Genomic DNA, 21,054 nt, shown 5'->3' on the forward strand with positions numbered 1-21,054 from the left:
CCGGCTTCCTGACGCCGTCCGGATTATTTTTCGGGCGCGCGAAGACGCGCCGGCCACTCCTGACACTGTAGTCACGAGCCCCTGAGAGCCGTGAGCGTCTGATCGCGCCCACCGACTCCAGGAGGACCGCCGACATGGCGACCCCAGCTAAGCCGACCGCCCGCCCTCGCAAGGCGCGTGGCGAGGGTCAGTGGGCGCTCGGACACCGCGAGCCGCTCAACCCCAATGAGCGGATCAAGAAGGACGACAACCCGCTCAACGTCCGCGCCCGCATCGAGAACATCTATGCCCACACGGGCTTCGCCTCGATCGACCCGCAGGATCTGCGCGGCCGTTTCCGCTGGTGGGGGCTCTACACCCAGCGCAAGGCGGGCATCGACGGCGGGCGCACGGCGGTGCTCGAGCCGCACGAGCTCGAGGACGAGTTCTTCATGCTGCGGGTGCGCATCGACGGCGGCGCGCTGTCGGTGGCCCAGCTCCGCGTGATCGCGGACATCTCGAAGGAGTTCGGCCGCGACAGCGCGGACATCACCGACCGGCAGAACATTCAGCTGCACTGGATCCGGGTCGAGGACATGCCCGAGATCTGGCGCCGCCTCGAGGCCGTCGGGCTGCAGACCACCGAGGCGTGCGGCGACTGCCCGCGCATCGTGCTGGGCTCGCCCGTGGCCGGGGTGTCGGTCGACGAGGTCATCGACGGCACGCCCGCGATCGACGAGATCCTGAAGCGATACATCGGCGACCCGCGATACTCCAACCTGCCGCGCAAGTTCAAGTCGTCGATCGGCTGGCTGGCCGACGCGCCGTACGAGACCAACGACATCTCGCTGGTCGGCGTGGTGCACCCGCAGCACGGCCCCGGCTTCGACCTGTGGGTGGGCGGCGGCCTGTCGACCAACCCGCGGCTGGCCGAGCGGCTCGGCGTCTGGGTGCCGCTCGAGGACATCCCGGACGTCTGGGAGGGTGTCGTCGGCATCTTCCGCGACTACGGCTACCGCCGCCTGCGCAACCGGGCCCGCCTGAAGTTCCTGCTGGCCGACTGGGGTGTGGCCAAGTTCCGCGAGATCCTCGAGAAGGAATACCTGGGCCGCGCGCTGATCGACGGGCCCGCGCCCGACCTGCCGGCCAAGCCGATCGACCACATCGGCGTGCACAAGCAGATCGACGGCCGCAACTACATCGGGGCCGCCCCGGTGGTCGGCCGGTCCTCCGGCACCCAGCTGGGCAAGCTGGCCGACCTGGTCGAGCAGCACGGCTCGGACCGGGTGCGGCTCACGGCGTACCAGAAGCTCTTGGTCCTTGACGTGGCCGACGAGATGGTCGAGCCGCTGATCGCCGGGATGCGCCAGATCGGGCTGGAGGCGCGGCCCTCGGCCTGGCGCCGCGGCACGATGGCCTGCACCGGCATCGAATACTGCAAGCTCGCGATCGTCGAGACCAAGGCGCGCGGCGAGGAGCTGGTGGCCCGGCTCGAGGAGCGGCTCAAGGACTTCGACGCCGACATCTCGATCCACATCAACGGCTGCCCCAACGCCTGCGCCCGCACCCAGGTCGCCGACATCGGCCTCAAGGGCCAGCTGGTCATGAACGCCCACGGCGAGCAGGTCGAGGGCTTCCAGGTGCACCTGGGCGGCGGGCTCGGCATGGCGCAGGGGCAGACGGCGGGCTTCGGGCGCAAGCTCCGGGGGCTCAAGGCCACGGCAGAAGAGCTTCCCGCGTACGTGGAACGACTCGCCCGCAACTATCTGGACGGACGGACGGCCCGGGACGAGACGTTCGCCGACTGGGTCATGCGGGCCGACGAGGAGCTCCTCAAATGAGCGACGCCCGATCGACACCCATGTATTGCCCGTACTGCGGCGAAGAAGACCTGTTCCCCAACGAGGCATCACACGGAGCGTGGGAGTGCCACTCCTGCACCCGAGTCTTCACGGTCAAGTTCAACGGCTTGCTTTCCAAGGGAGTCAACCGATGACAGTCGTGGCCGCCACCTCTCTCAACCTGGTCAACCTCGGGGCTCCCGTGGTTCAGGACCCGACGCGGCGCTCCCGTGACGAGCTCGAGGCGCTGGCGCGCGACGCCGGCCGCGAGCTCGAGGGCGCGCCCGCCGAAGTGATCGCCAAGTGGGCGACCGACACCTTCGGCGACCGGTTCTGCGTCACCAGCTCGATGGCCGACGCCGTGGTCGCGCACGTCTTCTCCCGGGTCTCGCCGGGCGTCGACGTCGTCTTCCTCGACACCGGCCTGCACTTCCCCGAGACGCTCAAGGTGCGCGACATCGTGGCCGCGACCATGGACGTCAACGTGCGCTCGATCCGCCCGCGCCGCACGGTCGGGCAGCAGGACGGCGAATACGGGCCGCGGCTGTTCGCCCGCAGCCCCGACGAGTGCTGCTTCCTGCGCAAGGTCGAGCCGCTCGAGCGCGCCCTGTCCGACTACGACGCCTGGGCCACCGGCCTGCGCCGCGACGAGTCGCCGACCCGCGCCAACACGCCGGTCGTCGCGTTCGACGCCAAGAAGGGCAAGGTCAAGGTCAACCCGATCGCGGCGTGGACCCAGACCGATGTCGACCGCTACATCAGCCGCTGGAACGTGCCGGTGAACGAGCTGTTCAAGAAGGGCTACGGCTCGATCGGCTGCTGGCCGTGCACCCGCACCACCAAGGCCGGCGAGGACCCGCGCGCGGGCCGCTGGGCGATGTTCGAGAAGACCGAATGCGGACTGCACGTCTGACCGGCCGCACCGCGGTCGTCCTGGTCGCCCACGGCAGCCGGGACCCGCGGGCGGCCGCATCCACCCAGGCATTGGCCCGAGCCGTGCGCCGGGCCCACCCGTCGTGGGACGTGCACGCGTCGTTCCTCGACCACGCGGGCCCGCGGCCGCTCGACGTGCTGCGCTCGCTGCCCGGCCGCCGGGTCGTGCTGGTGCCGTTGTTGCTCACCGCGGCCTATCACGGCCGGGTCGACATCCCCGCCGTGGTCGCCGAGGCGGCCTCGCTGCCCGTCGACGTGACCCTGGCCGACGTGCTGGGTCCGTCGCCGCTGCTGGTCGACGGCGTCGCGCGGCGGCTCGGCCCGGCCCGGCTGGACGCGGTCGTGCTGGCCGCGGCGGGCACGCGGGACGCGGCCGCCCGCGAGACGATCACATGGGCCGCCGGGGCCCTGAGCGCCCGCCTGAGCGTTCCGTGCCTGGCGGCGTACGCCTCGGCCGCCCCGCCCGACCCCGGCGCGGCTGTGAGCCGTCTGCGGGCCGCTGGTGCCCGGAGGGTCGGCATGGCGACCTATTTCCTGGCGCCCGGTTATCTGTACGACGTGGCGGTGCGCTCCGCGCTCGAGGCGGGCGCGGTGTCGGCGGCCGAGCCGCTGGGGGACGCGCCCGAGCTCGTACGGCTGGTGGCCGCCCGCGTCCGGGCCGCCGCCGGCCGAACTCTGCCCGTCGCGGCCTAGCCTTTTGCCAGTGCTGCCTGCACGATTCGGACGGCCTCGCTGGTGTCGATGCCGAGGGCGGCGATGACGGCGGCGTACTCGGCGGCGGCACGATGGGCCCGTTCGCGGCCCTGCTCGCCGGCCGCGGAGACGAACGAGCCGGCCGAGCCGCGGGTCTCGATCAGGCCCGCCTCCTCCAGCTCCCGATAGGCCCGGCCGACCGTGTTGACGGCCAGACCGAGATCCGCGGCCAGGCGGCGGATGGTCGGCAGGCGGGTGCCCACGGCCAGCGTGCGCTCCTGGATCTGCGCGGCGAGCTGAGCGCGCAGCTGCTCGAACGGCGGCACCGGCGACGCCGAGTCGATGACGATCATGCGAGTCATCGGACGCCGAAGCCACGCAGGGCGCGCCGTCCGTCCCCGACCGTGATCAGGGCGAGCGCGATCACGCTGAGGACGATGAAGACGAGCCAGCCCGAGTTCCACGGGTCGAGCCCGGCGTCGAACACCGACACGACCGGCAGCGACCACACCACGGTCGGCAGGGCCACCTCGCGGGCGTCCTCGACGCGCATGAGGAAGTCGGCCCGCAGCGAGCCCTCGTCGTCGGCCACCACCGGGTGGGTGAGCACATGGTGCAGCTGGACGGCCGTGCCGGCCGCGACCCCGCACAGGCCGATGAGCAGAATGACCGCCGCGTATCTGGCGGCGCCCTCCCGGACGGTCAGGGTCGCGATCGCCAGCACCGCCGCGCCCGCGTACGTGGTCACCAGCAAGGCGGCTCGCGGCACGCCGAGCACAGTGCGCCAACCGGGCCGGACGGAGTGGGTCGCCCGGCGGGGCAGCGCCGCGGCGGCCTGCTGATCGACCCGCCGGACCTGTCGGTCGAGCAGGGAAAGGCCCAGGACCAGAGCGGCCACCAGGGCACCCAATGCCACCAGAGCCCAGCGGCGCTGGGTGCCGAACGCGGCGTCGGCGGGGCGGATCGGCAGGGCGGAGACGTAGACGAGGGCGGTGGCGACCAGGAACACGGCCGGGATCACGGCGGCGGCGAGTCGTGCGCGGCGTCTGACCGTCAGGCGGGCCGCGAGCATGGGGGTGGGCGTTACTTCGGTCAGGGCGCGGGCGGCCAGCCATTGGCGGGCCAGCTCCAGCTGTGTGGGACGCGCGTTGCTCGGCATGGCGGCCTCCCTGGCTTGTCGCAAGTCTTGTCTCAATAGAGTGCGACAACGTTTGCGACAAGTCAATCGTGGGCCTGGTTGGTGCTTGACGGGGTGCGGGATCGGCGCTGCGGTGGCGCGACGGGCTCGGTAGCAGCGGCTGTGGCGGGGCGGTGGCCGGAGCCGGGCCGGGTCGCGCCGCGCAGGGGCCGGGGGAGTCGCCTCAGGCCGCGCTCTACGTTCAGGGAGCGCACGGGCCGCTCAGGCCGCCCGGGGCCCGCTCAGGCGCGTTAGGGGTGTTAGATGCGGCCCACCCGACCGGGGGACCCCCACCCTACTCATGGCGCCGCTTGATCGTCGGCGACTGTCCACAGTCTCTCACGAAAGCGAAAATCGGCGTTCGAGTTATCCACAAGTCTCCCCGCGCCACGGCCGGAGCTCGCGCTACGGCCGTCCGTCCAAATCGGCCTCGCGAGGAGCCATCGGTTCGCGCTAATGCGGTTGGGCGCCGCCACGTGGCGTACGGGATGAGTGAGGCGACCCGGTGACCGTCGCTCAGCGTTACCGGCGGTTGTGCGCTCCGCCGACGTCCACGGCCGGTGAGGGGAATGTGGACCATTCGTGTCGGTGACGCAATTTCGAGATCATTTCGCGGATTCTCGATGAAACCCAACGTGATCGAATTGGCGCACTCGGCGAACCTCTCGGGTTCCTCTCAGGATTCGGCGCGCTGAGTAATCGATCGGAAACAGCAAGACGCCCCGGTGCCGTTCGGCCCGGGGCGCAAATGCTGTGGGGGATTGGTTCAGGCGGTGGGAGCGCCGACCCGCAGGCCGCCGCGACGCTTGACCGCGCGCCGCTCGTCTTCGCTCATACCGCCCCATACGCCGGCATCCTGTCCGGACTCGAGGGCCCAAGTAAGGCAGCCCTCGGTCACGGGACACCGCCGGCACACGGCCTTGGCCTGCTCGACCTGCAGGAGCGCGGGGCCAGACGTCCCGATCGGGAAGAACAGCTCCGGGTCCTCGTCGCGGCAGATCGCATCGTGACGCCAGTCCATGGCGGCAACACTCCTTGTTTCGGATGGGGTAATGAATTGCGTTACTGGTTTACCTATGCGTGCGCGGGCGGCCTGCGGGGTGTGTGACCCTCGGCTCGCCGTGCGTAGCAAGCTTTTGTGTTATCGGATGCTGTTCGGCGCCTCTTGATTAGGAACGCGCGCAAGCAGCAACCGGTTACTTCTTATCGCTTGTGAATGCTTTCACGAACTCGTGCGATGTCAAGGGTAGCGCCGGAAGTTTCTCCGGGCGGGTGAGCTGGCTCACGCCCTCTTTGTCCGGTTCTGACGCTTGCGCCGGAGCCGGTTGACCTACGCCTCCATCAATGTAGTACGGTCCGCGTCCCTCTGCCGACCTTTTGACCGTGTTTCTGTAACGGATTGTGAGGCCGGGGCTTAACGTGACCCGCCGGTAACCGTAGGTTGGTCACTCTTGCTCCGGCCCTATTCGCCTACCCAGCGGTCAGCAGATCACACGTAGCGCTTCGGGAACGGACACGAAGTGCACCTTCTGACGCTCGCCCAGATAATCGCCGTCCAGCTGAAACGCCTGCGGCCGGCTCGCGATCACGGTGAACTCGTCCTGGTCGTGCAGGTGCACCACCTGCTTGCCGTGCGGCTCGGCCTTGCGCAGGGCGAGCTGGGCCATCGTGCGGCTCGTGCTGGTGACGGCGAGACCACGCAGCGCCATCACGTCGAGCCCGCGGTCGAACGAGGCGCCGGGGCTCGGGTTGATCGGGCGGTCGCCCAGGTAGGTCCAGGGGGCGGTGTTCTGGACGATCACGGTGCCGAGGTCGGCCTCGGCGGGCTCGCCGGGACGCTCGATGGTGAGCGGCGGGGACTTGCGATCCTCCCGGGTGAGCATCTGCCCGACCACCGAGCGGAAATAGAGAGCGGGCGTCGACGTGCGCCCCCGCAGCCGCGCCTGCTCGACCCGGCGTACGACGGCGGCGTCCAGACCCATGCCGGCGGCGAAGGTGAAATAGCGGTCGTCGGCCCGGCCGAGCCCGATCACCCGGTGCCGGCCGTCGCGCAGGCCGTCGAGGATCACGCTGACGCCCTCGACCCAGTCGCGGGGCAGGCCCAGCGCGCGGGCGAAGACGTTGGTCGATCCGCCCGGGACGACGGCGAGCGCCGGCAGCACGTGGGCCCGGGGGCCGGTCAGCCCGCTGAGCACGGCCTCGGCGGTCATCAACCCGTTGACCGCCTCGTTCACCGTGCCGTCGCCGCCCAGCGTGACAACCACGTCGACCCCGCTCTCGGCGGCGGAACGAGCCAACGTCGCGGCGTGACCACGGCGGGTCGTGTATTCCACCGACAGCTCGACCGCGCTGCGCAGTGCCCTGACCAGGACGTCCCGGCTGCGCTCGCTGGTGGTCGTAGCCTTGGGGTTGACCAGCAGTAACGCTCGCATGCGCGGCACTGTACCCAAGAGCCGCCCGAAACACTGTCGGTATGGTGCTCGAGTGACCGGTGAGAAGTCAGTCGTTGACAACCCCGCGAGCCTGATGTGGGCGGTGCGGCTGCTCTATCTGGAGTGCGCCGCCCTGGCCGGGCTCACTGTCTATTTGGTCGTCCTCGATCTGACGAGCGATTCGGTGAACGTCGGAGTGGCCGTCGCATTGACCGTGTTCGCCGCTCTCGGCGTGGCGGCGATCTTCTTCGTGGCGCGGGGGCTCGGCCGCCGCACCCGGGGCGCGCGCGGGCCGGCGATCGTCATCCAGCTCTTCACGATCGCCACCGGCGGCTTCCTGCTGCAGGTCGGCCCGGTCTGGCTGGGCGTGGTGCTGATGGTCCTCGGGGTGCTCGTCGGCCTGCTGACCGTGCTCCCGGCCAGCACCCGAGCGCTGGGCATCGATTAATCGCCCTCATTCGGCGGGCCAGGGCCTACCCTGATGAGGTGACCGGATCAACGGTGCGCCCGCCCGCGTATCAGCTGCTGGCGGACGAGTTACGGGCCGACATCACTTCGGGACGACTGCAACCCGGCGAGCGCCTGCCACCGGAGCCCGAGTTGTGCGTCAAGACGGGCGTCAGCCGCAGCACGGTCCGCGAGGCCCTGCGGCTGCTGGCCAGCCAGCATCTGATCGTCACGACCCGCGGGGTCACCGGGGGCAGCTTCGTCGCGCATCCCGACGCCGAGCAGCTGGCCGAGAGCCTGACCACGGGGTTCACGCTGCTGACGAAGTCGGACGGGGTGGGTTTCGCCGACCTGCTCGAGTTGCGCCGGGCGATCGACGTGCCGGCCGTGGGCCTGGCCGCGCTGCGCCGCGACGACGACAACCTGACCGAGATCCGGGGCGCGTTCTTCGACCCCGCCGTCGACGACTTCGAGACGATGATGGCCGCGCACGCCGCCTTCCACATGGCCGTCGCCAAGGCCACCCAGAATCCGCTGTTCGAGCTGGTGGCGCGGCCGCTCTATCACGCCGAGTTCGGCGAGGAGGTCACCGACGACCTGCCCCCGGGCTACTGGCGGCAGATCGACGCCGACCACCGGCTGCTGCTCGATTGCCTGATCATGCGGGACGCGGAGTCGGCGACCCGGGCCGCGACCCAGCATCTCGACTACATGGCGGCGGTCGTGCGTTAAGACCCTCAGCCACCCGTACGGCGGGTGACCAGCCGGATCGTCGCGCGCTGGCCGGTCGCCTCCGCGGCCGCCGAGGTGGTCAGCGCGGTCAGCACCTTCCAGGCGAACGACGACTCGGCGGGCAGTTTGGCCCCCCGTACGGTCGTGACCGTGACCTCGACGGTCAGCGCGTCCTCCGTGACGGCGAAGCGGCACTCGAGCTCGGCGCCGCGCGTGGCGATCGCCAGCAGCATCGCGCACGCCTCGTCGACCGCGATCCGCAGATCCTCGATCTCGTCGAGCGCGAAGTGCAGCCGGGCGGCCAGGCCGGCCGTCGCCGTGCGCAGCACGCCCAGATAGCCGCCGTCGGCGGGCACGGTGAGCATGACGACGTCGTCACCGATCGCCGGGTCCGGGTGTGTGTCCGTCAGCTGAGTCACCGTTGCTCCTCCCACCGCTGAGCAGACTCTAGTAGCAGAGCGCAGTCGGCCGGTACGCCCGGTGGGCGTACCGGCCGGCACGACGCGGAACTCAGGCCTGCTTGGTCTCCCAGAAGATCTTCGAGATCTCCTCGATCTTGCCGAGCAGCTGGTCGGCCACGGCGGGGTCGACCGAGCCCTTGGCGCCCGAGGCGCCGGCGAGCTTGGTGGCCTCGTTGAACAGCTGGTGCAGGTTCGGGTACTTCTCGAAGTGCGGGGGCTTGAAGTAGTCGGTCCACAGCACCCACAGGTGGTGCTTGACCAGCTCGGCCCGCTGCTCCTTGATGAGGATGGCCCGAGTGCGGAACTCGGGGTCGGTGTTCGCCTGGTACTTCTCGGCGATGGCCTTGACCGACTCGGCCTCGATCCGGGCCTGCGCCGGGTCGTAGACGCCACAGGGCAGGTCGCAATGGGCGCTGACCACGGTCTTCGGCGTGAGGAAACGTGGAAGTCGCATCAGGACTCCTCCATACGAGTTTGCGATGATCCAGGGTTGACACTACCCCTTACACACTGCCCGTAACGTCGTGGAGGACTGATGCCGTGAGGTGGCAACTACCACTGTTCGCGGTGCTTGTCCGGGGACCGTCGATGGTGCCCGCGCTGCACTCCGGGGACGCGCTGCTCGTACGCCGGGGCGGGCGCGTAGAGGCCGGTCAGATTGTGGTCGCGCGGTTCCGCTCCCGGCCCGGCCTGCTGGTCGTCAAGCGCGCGGTGCGGCCGCAGGACGGCGGCTGGTGGATCCAGGGCGACAACGAGTTCATCGAGGATGACAGCCGGGCGTACGGGGTGGCGGATGTCATCGGGCGGGTGGTGATTCGCTACTACCCGCGGGTCGGTCGGCTAGGTTAAGGTCGCACCACCGCGGAGCCCACTCGCCCTCGCGGTTGCTTCTTACGGGTGATCCCCGCATCGCGCTCCGATCCGGCGCACATCTCGCCGCTGTGATCGACAGGCGCCTAGTCGACCTACGTCCTGATGCCGGTTGGAGTCACCATGTCCTACTTCAGTTTCGAACTCGATCCCGCCCTCGCCGCCGATCCCGTCTTCGACCTGCACAAACACGGCAAGATGGAGATCGCGCTGACGGTCCCGCTGGAGAGCCGCGACCACCTGTCGCTGGCCTACACGCCCGGCGTGGCCCGGGTCTGCGAGGCCATCGCGGCCGACGCCGAGCTCTACCCCGACTACACGTGGACGGCGAACACCGTCGCGGTCGTCACCGACGGCTCGGCCGTGCTCGGGCTGGGCAACATCGGCGCCAAGGCCGCGATGCCGGTCATGGAAGGCAAGGCCATCCTGTTCAAGCAGTTCGGCGGGGTCGACTCGATCCCGATCTGCCTCGACACCCAGGACGTGGAGGGGATCGTCGCGGCGGTCAAGGCCATGGCGCCCTCGTTCGGCGGCATCAACCTCGAGGACATCAGCGCCCCGCGTTGCTTCGAGATCGAGCGCCGCCTCGACGCCGAGCTCGACATCCCGGTCTTCCACGACGACCAGCACGGTACGGCGGTGGTCACGCTGGCCGCCCTGCGCAACGCGGCCAAGCTGCTCGACCGGCGGTTCGGCGACCTGCGCGTCGTGATCAGCGGGGCCGGCGCGGCCGGAGTCGCGATCACCCAGATGCTGATCGCGGCCGGGATCGACGGGGCCAACGTCATCATCTGCGACTCGCGCGGCATCATCCACGCCGAGCGCGGCGACCTCACCCCGACCAAGGCCGAGCTGGCCGCGACGACCAACTTCTCCGGGCGTACGGGGGGCATTGCCGAGGCTTTGATCGGCGCGGACGTCCTGATCGGGGTGTCCGGCGGGCTGATCGAGGAGAGCGCGGTGGCCGGCATGGCGCCCGGCGGCGTCATCTTCGCGATGGCCAACCCGACGCCCGAGGTGGCGCCCGCGATCGCCCACAAGTACGCCGCGATCGTCGCCACCGGCCGCAGCGACTTCCCCAACCAGATCAACAACGTGCTGGCGTTCCCGGGCATCTTCCGCGGCGCCCTCGACGTGCGGGCGAGCACGATCACCGAGGGCATGAAGGTGGCCGCGGCCGACGCGATCGCCGCCGTCGTCTCGGACGACCTGAGCGCCGACGCGATCGTGCCCTCGCCGCTCGACCCGCGGGTCGCCCCCGCCGTCTCGGCCGCCGTCGCCGCGGCGGCACTGGCCGACGGCGTGGCCCGTCGCTCCGCGCCGATGGCCCCCGAGCAGCGGACCGCGCCAGTTCGCTAGCCGGACCACTAGGGTCGGAAGCTATGCGCGCTGCCTACGCCGTAGCTTCCGACCCCACCGATCCGCGCTCCGCCCTGCGCGTCGGCGACCGGCCCGACCCGGAGCCGCCCGAGGGCTGGGTGACCGTCGAGGTGCGGGCCGCCTCGCTCAACCAGCACGACCTGTGGTCGCTGCGCGGCGTGGGCCTGCCCGCCGACCGGCTGCCGATGATCCTGGGCTGCGACGCGGCCGGCGTCGACCCGGACGGCAACGAGGTCGTCATCTATCCCGTGGTCGAGGACAAGGCCGACCCGCGGGGCTTGTCGCTGCTCTCCGAGCGGCACCCGGGCACGCTGGCCGAACGCGTCGCCGTGCCCCGGGAGAACCTGGTGCGCAAGCCGGCCGGGCTGTCGTTCGTCGACGCGGCCTGCCTGCCGACGGCCTGGCTTACGGCCTATCACATGCTGACCACGCGGGGCCGGGTCGCCGACGCGTCCTCGGTGCTGGTGCAGGGCGCCGGCGGGGGAGTGGCCACGGCGGCGGTCGTGCTCGCGGTCGCCATGGGCAAGCGCGTGTACGCCACCAGCCGCGACGCGGGCAAGCGGGCGAAGATCGCCGAACTGGGCGCAACCGCCGTGGAACCTGGGCTGCGCCTGCCCGAGCGGGTCGACGTGGTGATCGAATCGGTCGGCGCTCCCACGTTCGAGCACTCGATGAAATGCTGCGCACCCGGCGCCCGCATCGTGGTGTGCGGCGCGACCGGCGGCCACCTGGCCACCGTCGACCTGCGCCGAGTGTTCGCGATGCGACTCGACATCCTGGGCAGCACGATGGGCACCGGGGCCGAACTGACCGCGCTGCTCGACCTGCTCGTCGAGAAAAACGTACGGCCGGTGGTCGACTCGACGTACGGGTTCAGCGCGGTGGCTGACGCCTTCGCGCGCCTGGAGTCGGGCGACATCTTCGGCAAGGTGGCCGTCGACCTGCTGCATTGAAGCCGATAGTTATCCACAGTCCGCGGTTGTCCACAGGGCCCCCGGCCAAGATCGCCCCCGACCACTAAACTGGGCCAGGTGGGGGTCCCCCCGGTGGAGGGTGGGCCCTTGCCAAGATATACATCAAAGATCATCTATGTATGTGGCGATCTTGCCTCGGGTGGCGTCGCTCTTCAAGCGGTCGCGAGCGCTCTCGTCGCCATAGAGGGTCCAGCGCCAGAAGTCGGTCGACGTGGTCGTGACGATCCCGAGCGCCCGTCCGCCGATGGTGTGCCCGCCATCGGTGACACTGACGAACGCCTTGGGCCACTTGACCGCGTCATAGGCGGCCCGCCCGTCTGAATACGCGACCGTGGCGTCCTTCCGGCCGTGCACGAACAGCATCGGCGCCGCCGGCCCGGTGAACGGCTGCGGCAGCACCTGACGGCCGGCCAGCACCACCCCGGCGCGCAGCCGTACGTCGCGGGCGTTGCTGAAGAGCCCGAGCGTCGTGACCCCGCCCGCCGAGTGTCCGGCCGCGGCCACGCGCTCCTCGTCGGCGGCCGGGACGGCGGCGAGCGTACGAGTGATCACGTAGCTGGCGTCGGCGGGCTGGTTGAGCACGTCGAGCACATTGAACTGCTCCACCCCGCGCGAGGTGAACGGGTAGGCCGGCGCGGCCACGACGAAACCGGCGCGGGTCCAGGCCGTCAGCAGCTCGCGATAGTCGGCCGGGCGGCCGCCGAGCCCGTGGCTGAACAGGATCAGCGGGAACGGGCCGTCACCCTCGGGCACCCAGACCGTGGTGGGCAGCGGCCGGTCGGCGCCCCGCCGCAGCTCGAGCGTGCGCGTGTCGACCGTGAAGGACCGGGTCGGCGCCGTCCCGGCGGGAAGGGGAGCGGCGGTAGTAGCAACCGGTGGGGAAGAGGGCGGCGGCAGCGAGGCTATGGGCTCAGGATCCGCTGAGCAACCGGAAAGGACGACGACGGTCAGGGCGAGAGCGACGGCACGGCGATGCACCCGACCCATTGTGCGTCGGCGCTCTCACGATGGGGTGAAATCCCCCGGACGAATGACGTTTGTCCTGGTCGGAGCTGTGATGACTAAGATACGGGGCTCGGTCGGCGTGCATTCTTTCGCTATGGTCTTGCGCATGTCTGACAACAGCGTCGACCCGAGCGGCAACACCGAGGCGTTCCGGGCGTTCACCCAGAGCCCTTCGCCTGAGCCCGCGCCGGCGTCCAAGACCCCACTGATCGTCGGCGGCGCCGTCGTCGCGGTGGTGCTGGTCGCCCTCATCATCTGGCTGGTCGCCTGACTTTCAGCGCGACAGCGAGAGCGCCTTCCGGGACTGGTCGGCGATCTCCAACTCCTCGTCCGTGGGGATCACACAGACGGGAATGCGAGCGCCCGGCGGGGAGATCACCTCGTCGCGGCGCTCGTTGCGTTCCGGGTCGATCGCGATGCCGAGCGGTTCCAGGCCCGAGAGAGACGCCGAGCGTACGGCGGCCGAGTTTTCTCCCACCCCGGCCGTGAAGGCGATGGCGTCGACCCGGCCCAGCACGGCCAGGTAGGACCCGACGTATTCGCGGATGCGCCGGCAGTAGACGTCGAAGGCCAGCGTCGCCCCCGGGTCGCCCGCCGCCCGCAGCTCCAGCACCGAGCGCAGGTCGTTGACCCCGGCCATGCCCTGCAGGCCGCCGTGCCGGGTCAGCGAGGTCTCGATCTCGTCGAGCGGCAGGCCGGCCACCCGGTGCAGGTGGAAGATCACGGTCGGGTCGATGTCGCCGCTGCGGGTGCCCATCACCAGGCCGGGCAGCGGGGACAGGCCCATCGAGGTGGCCACGCTGCGACCGCCCTCGACGGCGCACGCGCTCGCGCCGTTGCCCAGATGCAGGGTGATCACGTTGGTCCGCGCCGGGTCGCGGCCCAGCACCTGGGCGGTGCGCCGGGAGACGTACGCGTGGGAGGTGCCGTGGAAGCCGTACCGGCGGATCTGCCAGCGCTCGGCCAGCGACCGGTCGATGGCCCAGGTGACGCCCTCGGGTGGGATCGTGGCGTGGAACGCGGTGTCGAACACGGCCACCTGCGGCACGTCGGGCAGCAGCTTGCGGGCCACCTCGATGCCGGTCAGCGCGGCCGGATTGTGCAGCGGGGCCAGCGGCACGAGCGCCTCGACCCGGGCCACCACCTCGTCGTCGATCAGCGTGGGACCGGTGAACTCGGCGCCGCCGTGCACCACCCGATGCCCGACCGCGGCCAGCCCGGCCAGGTCGGCCTCGTCCATGATCCCCTGCAGCGCGGCCCGGTGGTCGGCCACCTCGCCGCCCGCCTCGCCGATCCGCTCGATCAGGCCCTTGGCGACCGTGTCGGGCCCGTCGAAGAGCCGATACTTCACCGAGGACGAGCCGCTGTTGAGCACCAGCACCCGGCTCATCGCGCGGCCGCCTGAATCGCCGTGATCGCCACCGTGTTCACAATGTCCTTCACCGTCGCGCCGCGGGACAGGTCGTTGACCGGCCGGTTGAGGCCCTGCATGACCGGGCCCACGGCGACCGCGTTGGCCGACCGCTGCACGGCCTTGTAGGTGTTGTTGCCCGTGTTGAGGTCCGGGAAGATCAGCACCGTGGCCTGGCCCGCCACCGCACTGCCGGGCAGCTTGGTCGCGGCCACGGCGGGGTCGACGGCCGCGTCGTACTGGATCGGGCCCTCGACCGGCAGGTCGGGCCGGCGCTCGCGGACCAGCGCGGTGGCCGCGGCGACCTTCTCCACATCGGCGCCCGCCCCGGAACTGCCTGTCGAATAGGACAGCATCGCCACCCGCGGCTCGATGCCGAAGGCGGCCGCCGTACGGGCCGAGGAGAGCGCGATGTCGGCCAGCTGGGCCGCGTCGGGGTCGGGGTTGACCGCGCAGTCGCCGTAGACCAGCACCCGGTCGGCCAGCAGCATGAAGAACACGCTGGACGCCACCGACACGTCGGGGATCGTCTTGATGATCTCGAAGGCGGGCCGGATCGTCGCCGCCGTGGTGTGGTTGGCCCCCGACACCATGCCGTCGGCCAGCCCCTCGGCCACCATCATCGTGCCGAAGTAGTTGACGTCGCGCACCACGTCGTACGCCAGGTCGAGCGAGACGCCCCGCTTCTTGCGCAGCTCGGCGTAGCGCTCGGCGAAGTCGTCGCGCCACGGGCTGTGGGCCGGGTCGACCAGCTTGGCCGCCCCGATCTCGACGCCCAGCTCGCGGGCCCGGCGCCCGATCTCGCCGGGGTCGCCCAGCAGCGTCAGGTCGGCGACGCCGCGGCGCAGCAGGGTCTCGGTGGCCCGCAGGATGCGCTCGTCTGTGCCCTCGGGCAGCACCAGGTGGCGGCGCTCGGTGCGGGCCCGGTCGATCAAATCGTTCTCGAACATCAGCGGCGTGACCCGGCTCGACCGCGCTACGTCGAGCACCCGGGCCAGCTCGGTGGTGTCCACATTTTCCTCGAAGGCGCCCAGCGCGGCCTCGATCTTGCGTGGGGTGCCCGTGCCCAGCCGCGCCTGGATGTGTGAGGCGGCCGCGATCGTGTGATAGCTGTCCGCGTCGACCAGCAGCATCGCCAGGCCGGTGTTGAGCTTCTCGATGACCCGGACGACCCGCGGGTCGGGCGGCTCGCCCAGCGTCAGCACCAGCCCCGACAGCGTCACGTTGCCCGCCGCGTGCGCCGCGCTGGCCGCCAGCAGCAGATCGGCCCGGTCGCCGGGGGTGATCATCAGCGCGCCGTCGGTCAGGTGGTCGAGCACGGTCGGCACGTGGGCCGCGCCGACGACGTAGTCGAGCACATCCCGGTCGAGCGCGCCCTCGCCGCCCGACACGACGGTGGCGTCGAGCGCGGCGGCCACCTCGGCCACGGTGGGTGCGGCCACGGCGGGCACGGAGGGGATCGACCACATCGGCACGGGCAGGCCGGCGTCGGGCGTCACCTTTTCGGCCACCCGGTTCGCGATCACGGCGACGACGGTGGCGTCCAGGTCGACGAGCGAGTGATAGGCGCTGCGGGCGGCGGCCACCAGCGATTCGGCGCCCCGGCCCTCGCCACTGATCACCGGCACCACGACGCTGCCGAACTCGGTGGCCAGCCGCGCGTTGAAGCCCAGCTCACGGGGGATCTCGTCGCGCTCCTTGGCCCCACCGGCGGCGAAGTCGCTGCCGATCACGACCACCGACGCGGCCTGCCGTTCGACCTCGCGGTAGCGCTCGACGATCCGCGAGATCAGCTCTTCCCACTTGCCGTCGGCGACCAGCGCGCTCGCCTCGGCCATGGTCACGCCGTACGACTCCGCATAGGGCGCGACCACCGGATACCGCTTGGTCAGCATCGTGAGCAGCGAATCCTCACCCGGCCCGGCGACCAGGGGCCGGAACACCCCGATCCGCGCGACCTGCCGGGACAACAACTCCACCAGCCCGAGCGCGACGGTGCCCTTGCCGACACCGGGCCCTAGGCCGGCCACATAGACGCTTCGTGCCACGCCCTTCAACCTACCGGCCGCCTCTTGCCCCCGCCGGGTCGAAAGTCCTAACTCCGCATGACCATGGCCTCTCAAGATCAATTTCAAATTCCCGATGTCCCGGCTGGGTGGTGGGTACGGACCGTCGCTCCCGCGGGGGCCCGGGCGGGCTTCGCTGGCCGCTGGCGCGTCCAGAACGCGAAACCCACCCGGGCGACCTGAGTGAGTGGTCGCGCTCACCCCGAAGTCAGGCCGCCCAGGATCAGGGCCAGCCCCGCCTCGAAGGCCGTCTCGTGATCGATCCCGGGCATGCCGGGCGGCAGCTCGGGGTCGGGGCCGGCCTGCTCCTCCAGCACGCTGCCGACGGTGAAGCGGCTGGCCGTCAGCATCGCCATCTGCGCGTCGCATTCGGGCACTGTCGCCGGGCAGCGACTCCAAGTATGTGTAGAGCCCGTGGGTGGTCTCGGCCCTTAGGACGTAGGCGTTGGTGCGCTGCCCGGGGGGTGGATCCGTCAGCGGGCGGGTGCGAGGTATGGCCGCGGAGCGGACATGGCGTCACCACTTATGCACGTCGCCCGGGTGGGCTTCGCGTTCTGGACGCGTCAGCGGCCAGCGAAGCGCGCCCGGGCCCCCGCGGGAGCGACGGTCCGCACCACCCACCCGGCTAGGACATCTGGCTCTTGATCTTCCTGAAGTTCGTAGTGTTCATCGAGAGGCCGCGGACACCTACTCGTCATCCTCGTCGTCGTCCCGGGCCAGCCACGTGGCGAATCGCTCGATCGGGGTCTCGAACTCGGGGTTCATGTCGACGAAGGTGCGCAGCTGCTCGGCCACCCACTCCAGCGTCACGCTCTCCTCGCCGCGCCGGCTGACCAGTTCCTCGATGCCACGATCGGTGAAGTACATGCCCGGATAGTAAGAGGGGGCGCCCCGCCGCGGCGGAGCGCCCCCATCCCTCACGAGATCACGGACGCGGCAGCGCGGCCTCGATCAGCGCCGCCTGCTCGGCCTCGTGCAGCTTGGCCGAGCCGACCGCCGGGGCGGCCGCGGCCGGGCGCGAGATGCGACGCAGCCGCACCCCCTCGAGGTGCTCGAGCAGGTTGAGCGCGACGAACGACCAGGCGCCCTGGTTGGCCGGCTCCTCCTGCACCCAGACGAAGTCCTCCGCGTCGGGGAACTGCGCCAGCACCGCCTTCAGCTCGTCGACCGGCAGCGGATAGATCTGCTCCATCCGGATGATCGCGGTGTCGGTGATGCCCCGCTCGGCCCGGGCCTGGAACAGGTCGTAGTAGACCTTGCCCGAGCAGAGCAGCACGCGCTTGACCGAGCCCGCGTCGAGCGGCGAGCCGTTGACGCCGGCGTCGCCGATCACCGGCTGGAACGTGCCCTCGGTGAAGTCGGCGACCTGCGACACGGCGAGCTTGTGCCGCAGCAGCGACTTCGGCGAGAACACCACCAGCGGCTTGCGCTTGGTCGACAGGGCCTGCCGGCGCAGCAGGTGGAAGTAGTTGGCCGGGGTCGTCGTGTTGGCCACCCGCATGTTGTCCTGCGCGCAGAGCTGCAGGAACCGCTCGGGCCGGCCGGAGGAGTGGTCGGGACCCTGGCCCTCCTGGCCGTGCGGGAGCAGCAGCACCAGCGACGACTGCTGGCCCCACTTCACCTCGCCGGACGAGATGAACTCGTCGACGATCGACTGGGCGCCGTTGACGAAGTCGCCGAACTGCGCCTCCCAGAGGACCAGCGCCTCCGGGTTCTCGACCGAGTAGCCGTACTCGAAGCCCATCGCCGCGTATTCGCTGAGCAGCGAGTCGTGCACGAAGAACCGGGCCGAGCCGGTGGTCAGCGTGGACAGCGGCAGGAAGTCCTTGCCGGTCTTGGCGTCGACCACCGAGGCGTGCCGGGAGACGAACGTGCCGCGCCGCGAGTCCTGCCCGGCGAGCCGGACGGTGACGCCCTGGGCCAGCAGCGAGCCGAACGCGACGAGCTCGCCGAAGCCCCAGTCGATGCCGCCCTCGGTGCCCATCTTGGCCCGCCGCTCGAGCAGCTGCTGCACCCGCTTGTGCGGGGTGAAGCCCTCGGGCAGCTCGACGTGGGCCTGGCCGACCGCGCGCACGCCGGCGGCGTCGATCGCGGTGTCGACCTGGGGCTCGGGCTCCTCGCTGATCACCCGCGGGCGGGGCGGGGTGCCGGCCGCGTCCCGGGTGGCCTTGAAGACCTGCTCGAGCTGGGACTGGTAGTCGCGCAGCTGCTCCTGGGCGTCGTCCACGGTGATGTCACCCCGGCCGATCAGCTCCTCGGTGTAGAGCTTGCGGACCGAGCGCTTGGTGTCGATGATCTCGTACATCCGCGGGTTGGTCATCGACGGGTCGTCGCCCTCGTTGTGCCCGCGGCGGCGGTAGCAGACCAGGTCGATCACGACGTCCTTGTTGAACGCCTGGCGGTACTCGAAGGCGAGCTTCGCGACCCGCACGACGGCCTCGGGGTCGTCGCCGTTCACGTGGAAGATCGGCGCCTGGATCATCCGGGCCACGTCGGTCGAATACATCGACGAGCGGCTGTATTCGGGGGCGGTGGTGAAGCCGACCTGGTTGTTGACGATCACGTGGACCGTGCCGCCCGTGCGGTAGCCGCGCAGCTGCGACAGGTTGAGCGTCTCGGCCACCACACCCTGACCGGCGAACGCGGCGTCGCCGTGCACCAGCAGCGGGAGCACCGTGTAGCCGTGCAGGCCCAGGTCGAGGCGGTCCTGCTTGGCCCGGACGATGCCCTCGAGCACCGGGTCGACCGCCTCCAGGTGCGACGGGTTGGCCACCACGCTGACCGTGGTCGCGTGCTCGCCGTCGGGCGTCGTGTATTTGCCGGTCTGGCCCAGGTGATATTTGACGTCGCCGGAGCCGTGGGCCGACTTCGGGTCCATCTGACCCTCGAACTCGTTGAAGATCTTCTCGTACGGCTTGCCGACGATGTTGGCCAGCACGTTGAGCCGGCCGCGGTGGGCCATGCCGATGACCAGCTCGTCCAGCCCGGCCTCGGCCGACGACTCGAGCACCGCGTCGAGCAGCGGGATCAGCGACTCGCCGCCCTCGAGCGAGAACCGCTTCTGGCCGACGAACTTGGTCTGCAGGAACGTCTCGAAGGCCTCGGCCGCGTTCAGCCGGTTGAGGATGTGCTTCTGCTCGTCCGAGTCGGGCTTCGTGTATTTGATCTCGATGCGGTCCTGGATCCAGCGCCGCTCCTCGGGGCCCTGGATGTGCATGTACTCGATGCCGACGCGGCGGCAGTACGTGTCGCGCAGGACGCCGAGCACCTCGCGCAGCTTCATCCGCTGCTTGCCGGCGAACCCGCCGACCGGGAACAGCCGGTCGAGGTCCCACAGCGTGAGGCCGTGCTGCAGCACGTCGAGGTCGGGGTGCCGGCGGATCTCGAACTCGAGCGGGTCGGTGTCGGCCATCAGGTGACCGCGCACCCGGTACGCGTGGATCAGCTCGACGACCCGGGCCGCCTTGTCGATCTGGCCCTCGGACGTGCGGGCGACGTCGCGCACCCAGCGGACCGGCTCGTACGGGATGCGCAGCGACGTGAAGATCTCGTCGTAGAAGTCGTGCTCGCCGAGCAGGAACTCGTGCATGGCCTTGAGGAACTCGCCGGACTGCGCGCCCTGGATGACCCGGTGGTCGTAGGTGCTGGTCAGCGTGGTGGTCTTGCTGACGCCGTGCTCGGTCAGGGTCTCGTCGCTCATGCCGGCGTAGGGCGCGGGGTATTCCATCGCGCCGACGCCGACGATCGCGCTCTGCCCGGTCATCAGGCGCGGGATCGAGTGGACCGTGCCGATGCCGCCCGGGTTGGTCAGCGAGATCGTCGTGCCCGAGTAGTCGTCCATGGTCAGCTCGTTGCGGCGGGCCCGGCGGACCACGTCCTCGTACGCCTGCCAGAACTTGCGGAAGTCCATCCGCTCGCAGTTCTTGATGGACGGCACGACCAGGCTGCGCGAGCCGTCCTTCTTGGCGAGGTCGATCGCGATGCCGAGGTTGATGTGCTCGGGCTGGACCATCGCGGGCTTGCCGTCGACCTCGGCGAACGAGTTGTTCATCTCGGGGTGCTTGGCCACCGCGCGCACCAGCGCCCAGCCGATCAGGTGGGTGAAGCTGACCTTCCCGCCCCGCCCGCGGGCGAGGTGGTTGTTGATCACGATGCGGTTGTCGACCATGAGCTTCGCGGGCACGGCGCGCACCGACGTGGCGGTCGGCACCTCCAGCGAGGCGTCCATGTTCTGCACGATCTTGGCGGCGACGCCGCGCAGCGTGGTGACCTTGGCCCCGTCGGACTTGCCGTTGGACGCGGCCGGCGCGGGCTTGGCCGCCGGCTTGGGTGCGGCCTCGGGCTTGGCCTTGGCGGGGGCAGACTCCGTGGTGGGAACAGTCGGCTTGACCGGGGCGACCGTGGCCGCGGCCGGGGCGTCGGTGCCGGCGCGGGCCGCGGACGCGGTCGCGTTGGCTGCCTTCGCCTCGTCGGGCGTCACGATCGATCCTGTGGCCATCGCGGGCTTGTAGTCGGCGAAGAAGTCGTGCCAGGCCGGGTCGACGCTGGTGGGGTCGGCCAGATAGCGCTGGTACATCTCGTCGACGATCCACTCATTCGGCCCGAAGTCCGCGAGTGGGTTCTCGTGCGAAGTCTGCTGGGTCGACACTTCCG

21 protein-coding genes are annotated in these 21,054 nt (G+C 70.4%); 9 read left to right on the top strand and 12 right to left on the bottom strand.

Going from position 1 to position 21,054, the window contains the following annotated elements:
* Positions 1-134: 134 nt before the first annotated feature.
* The 3 genes from JKJ07_RS11990 to JKJ07_RS12005 all read left to right on the top strand — a co-directional run bounded on the left by JKJ07_RS11990 (position 135) and on the right by JKJ07_RS12005 (position 3,446).
* Positions 135-1,820, top strand: a complete 1,686-nt coding sequence (locus JKJ07_RS11990) for a nitrite/sulfite reductase (protein WP_202991521.1) — start codon at positions 135-137, stop codon at positions 1,818-1,820.
* A 151-nt stretch (positions 1,821-1,971) separates the two neighbouring features.
* Positions 1,972-2,733, top strand: coding sequence for a phosphoadenylyl-sulfate reductase (locus JKJ07_RS12000; protein WP_202991522.1), 762 nt, complete (start codon positions 1,972-1,974; stop codon positions 2,731-2,733).
* On the top strand, positions 2,715-3,446 hold the full coding sequence (locus JKJ07_RS12005; protein WP_202991523.1) for a sirohydrochlorin chelatase: 732 nt from the start codon (positions 2,715-2,717) through the stop codon (positions 3,444-3,446). Before JKJ07_RS12000 ends, JKJ07_RS12005 begins: the two co-directional genes overlap by 19 nt.
* Here the strand turns inward: JKJ07_RS12005 and JKJ07_RS12010 are convergent.
* The 4 genes from JKJ07_RS12010 to JKJ07_RS12025 all read right to left on the bottom strand — a co-directional run bounded on the left by JKJ07_RS12010 (position 3,443) and on the right by JKJ07_RS12025 (position 7,055).
* Positions 3,443-3,799 (bottom strand): GntR family transcriptional regulator, encoded by a 357-nt coding sequence (locus tag JKJ07_RS12010; protein WP_202991524.1) that lies wholly within the window; start codon positions 3,797-3,799, stop codon positions 3,443-3,445. The two genes, JKJ07_RS12005 and JKJ07_RS12010, sit on opposite strands and share 4 nt — an antisense overlap.
* Positions 3,800-3,804: 5 nt before the next feature.
* On the bottom strand, positions 3,805-4,605 hold the full coding sequence (locus JKJ07_RS12015) for a hypothetical protein (RefSeq protein WP_202991525.1): 801 nt from the start codon (positions 4,603-4,605) through the stop codon (positions 3,805-3,807).
* A 784-nt stretch (positions 4,606-5,389) separates the two neighbouring features.
* Positions 5,390-5,644, bottom strand: a complete 255-nt coding sequence (locus tag JKJ07_RS12020; protein ID WP_202991526.1) for a WhiB family transcriptional regulator — start codon at positions 5,642-5,644, stop codon at positions 5,390-5,392.
* A gap of 460 nt (positions 5,645-6,104) precedes the next feature.
* Entirely contained in the window at positions 6,105-7,055 is a 951-nt protein-coding gene (locus JKJ07_RS12025) for a diacylglycerol/lipid kinase family protein (protein WP_202991527.1), read from the bottom strand.
* Between the two features lie 52 nt (positions 7,056-7,107).
* Here JKJ07_RS12025 and JKJ07_RS12030 point away from each other — a divergent pair, with 52 nt between their 5' ends.
* Complete coding sequence (locus JKJ07_RS12030; protein WP_307834217.1) at positions 7,108-7,503, top strand: hypothetical protein; 396 nt, start codon at positions 7,108-7,110, stop codon at positions 7,501-7,503.
* A gap of 38 nt (positions 7,504-7,541) precedes the next feature.
* Positions 7,542-8,234, top strand: coding sequence for a FadR/GntR family transcriptional regulator (locus JKJ07_RS12035; RefSeq protein ID WP_202991528.1), 693 nt, complete (start codon positions 7,542-7,544; stop codon positions 8,232-8,234).
* Positions 8,235-8,239: 5 nt separating this feature from the next.
* Here JKJ07_RS12035 and JKJ07_RS12040 read toward each other — a convergent pair whose 3' ends face one another.
* Positions 8,240-8,599 (bottom strand): ATP-binding protein, encoded by a 360-nt coding sequence (locus JKJ07_RS12040; protein ID WP_202991820.1) that lies wholly within the window; start codon positions 8,597-8,599, stop codon positions 8,240-8,242.
* A gap of 145 nt (positions 8,600-8,744) precedes the next feature.
* Positions 8,745-9,149 (bottom strand): superoxide dismutase, Ni, encoded by a 405-nt coding sequence (sodN, locus tag JKJ07_RS12045; protein WP_202991529.1) that lies wholly within the window; start codon positions 9,147-9,149, stop codon positions 8,745-8,747.
* Positions 9,150-9,235: 86 nt separating this feature from the next.
* Between sodN and JKJ07_RS12050 the strand changes: the two genes are divergently transcribed.
* From JKJ07_RS12050 to JKJ07_RS12060, 3 genes are all read left to right on the top strand, one after another.
* The gene (locus JKJ07_RS12050; RefSeq protein WP_369076998.1) at positions 9,236-9,544 is read left to right on the top strand and encodes a S26 family signal peptidase; all 309 of its coding nucleotides are present in this window, start codon (positions 9,236-9,238) and stop codon (positions 9,542-9,544) included.
* A gap of 144 nt (positions 9,545-9,688) precedes the next feature.
* A complete protein-coding gene (locus tag JKJ07_RS12055; protein WP_202991530.1) occupies positions 9,689-10,924 on the top strand; it encodes an NAD(P)-dependent malic enzyme in 1,236 nt (411 codons plus the stop codon).
* A 23-nt stretch (positions 10,925-10,947) separates the two neighbouring features.
* On the top strand, positions 10,948-11,898 hold the full coding sequence (locus tag JKJ07_RS12060) for a zinc-binding dehydrogenase (protein ID WP_202991531.1): 951 nt from the start codon (positions 10,948-10,950) through the stop codon (positions 11,896-11,898).
* A gap of 123 nt (positions 11,899-12,021) precedes the next feature.
* Here JKJ07_RS12060 and JKJ07_RS12065 read toward each other — a convergent pair whose 3' ends face one another.
* Positions 12,022-12,897 carry an alpha/beta hydrolase family protein gene (locus JKJ07_RS12065; RefSeq protein WP_202991532.1) on the bottom strand — a complete coding sequence of 292 codons (876 nt, stop codon included), beginning with the start codon at positions 12,895-12,897 and terminating at the stop codon, positions 12,022-12,024.
* Positions 12,898-13,030: 133 nt separating this feature from the next.
* On the opposite strand from JKJ07_RS12065, the gene JKJ07_RS12070 reads away from it, so the two are divergent.
* A complete protein-coding gene (locus JKJ07_RS12070) occupies positions 13,031-13,195 on the top strand; it encodes a hypothetical protein (protein WP_202991533.1) in 165 nt (54 codons plus the stop codon).
* Between the two features lie 3 nt (positions 13,196-13,198).
* Here JKJ07_RS12070 and JKJ07_RS12075 read toward each other — a convergent pair whose 3' ends face one another.
* The 5 genes from JKJ07_RS12075 to JKJ07_RS12095 all read right to left on the bottom strand — a co-directional run bounded on the left by JKJ07_RS12075 (position 13,199) and on the right by JKJ07_RS12095 (position 21,049).
* A complete protein-coding gene (locus JKJ07_RS12075; RefSeq protein ID WP_202991534.1) occupies positions 13,199-14,314 on the bottom strand; it encodes an acetate/propionate family kinase in 1,116 nt (371 codons plus the stop codon).
* Entirely contained in the window at positions 14,311-16,383 is a 2,073-nt protein-coding gene (gene pta, locus JKJ07_RS12080; RefSeq protein ID WP_438871388.1) for a phosphate acetyltransferase, read from the bottom strand. Before pta ends, JKJ07_RS12075 begins: the two co-directional genes overlap by 4 nt.
* 215 nt (positions 16,384-16,598) lie before the next feature.
* Positions 16,599-16,757: a hypothetical protein gene (locus JKJ07_RS12085; RefSeq protein WP_202991536.1), complete on the bottom strand. Its 159-nt coding sequence runs from the start codon at positions 16,755-16,757 to the stop codon at positions 16,599-16,601.
* Positions 16,758-17,088: 331 nt separating this feature from the next.
* Positions 17,089-17,268: a DUF6104 family protein gene (locus JKJ07_RS12090; protein WP_202991537.1), complete on the bottom strand. Its 180-nt coding sequence runs from the start codon at positions 17,266-17,268 to the stop codon at positions 17,089-17,091.
* Positions 17,269-17,326: 58 nt separating this feature from the next.
* Complete coding sequence (locus JKJ07_RS12095; protein ID WP_202991822.1) at positions 17,327-21,049, bottom strand: multifunctional oxoglutarate decarboxylase/oxoglutarate dehydrogenase thiamine pyrophosphate-binding subunit/dihydrolipoyllysine-residue succinyltransferase subunit; 3,723 nt, start codon at positions 21,047-21,049, stop codon at positions 17,327-17,329.
* Between the last annotated feature and the right edge of the window lie 5 nt (positions 21,050-21,054).

Origin of the sequence: Paractinoplanes lichenicola, from assembly GCF_016785085.1 — a bacterium.
Lineage (GTDB): Bacteria > Actinomycetota > Actinomycetes > Mycobacteriales > Micromonosporaceae > Actinoplanes > Actinoplanes lichenicola.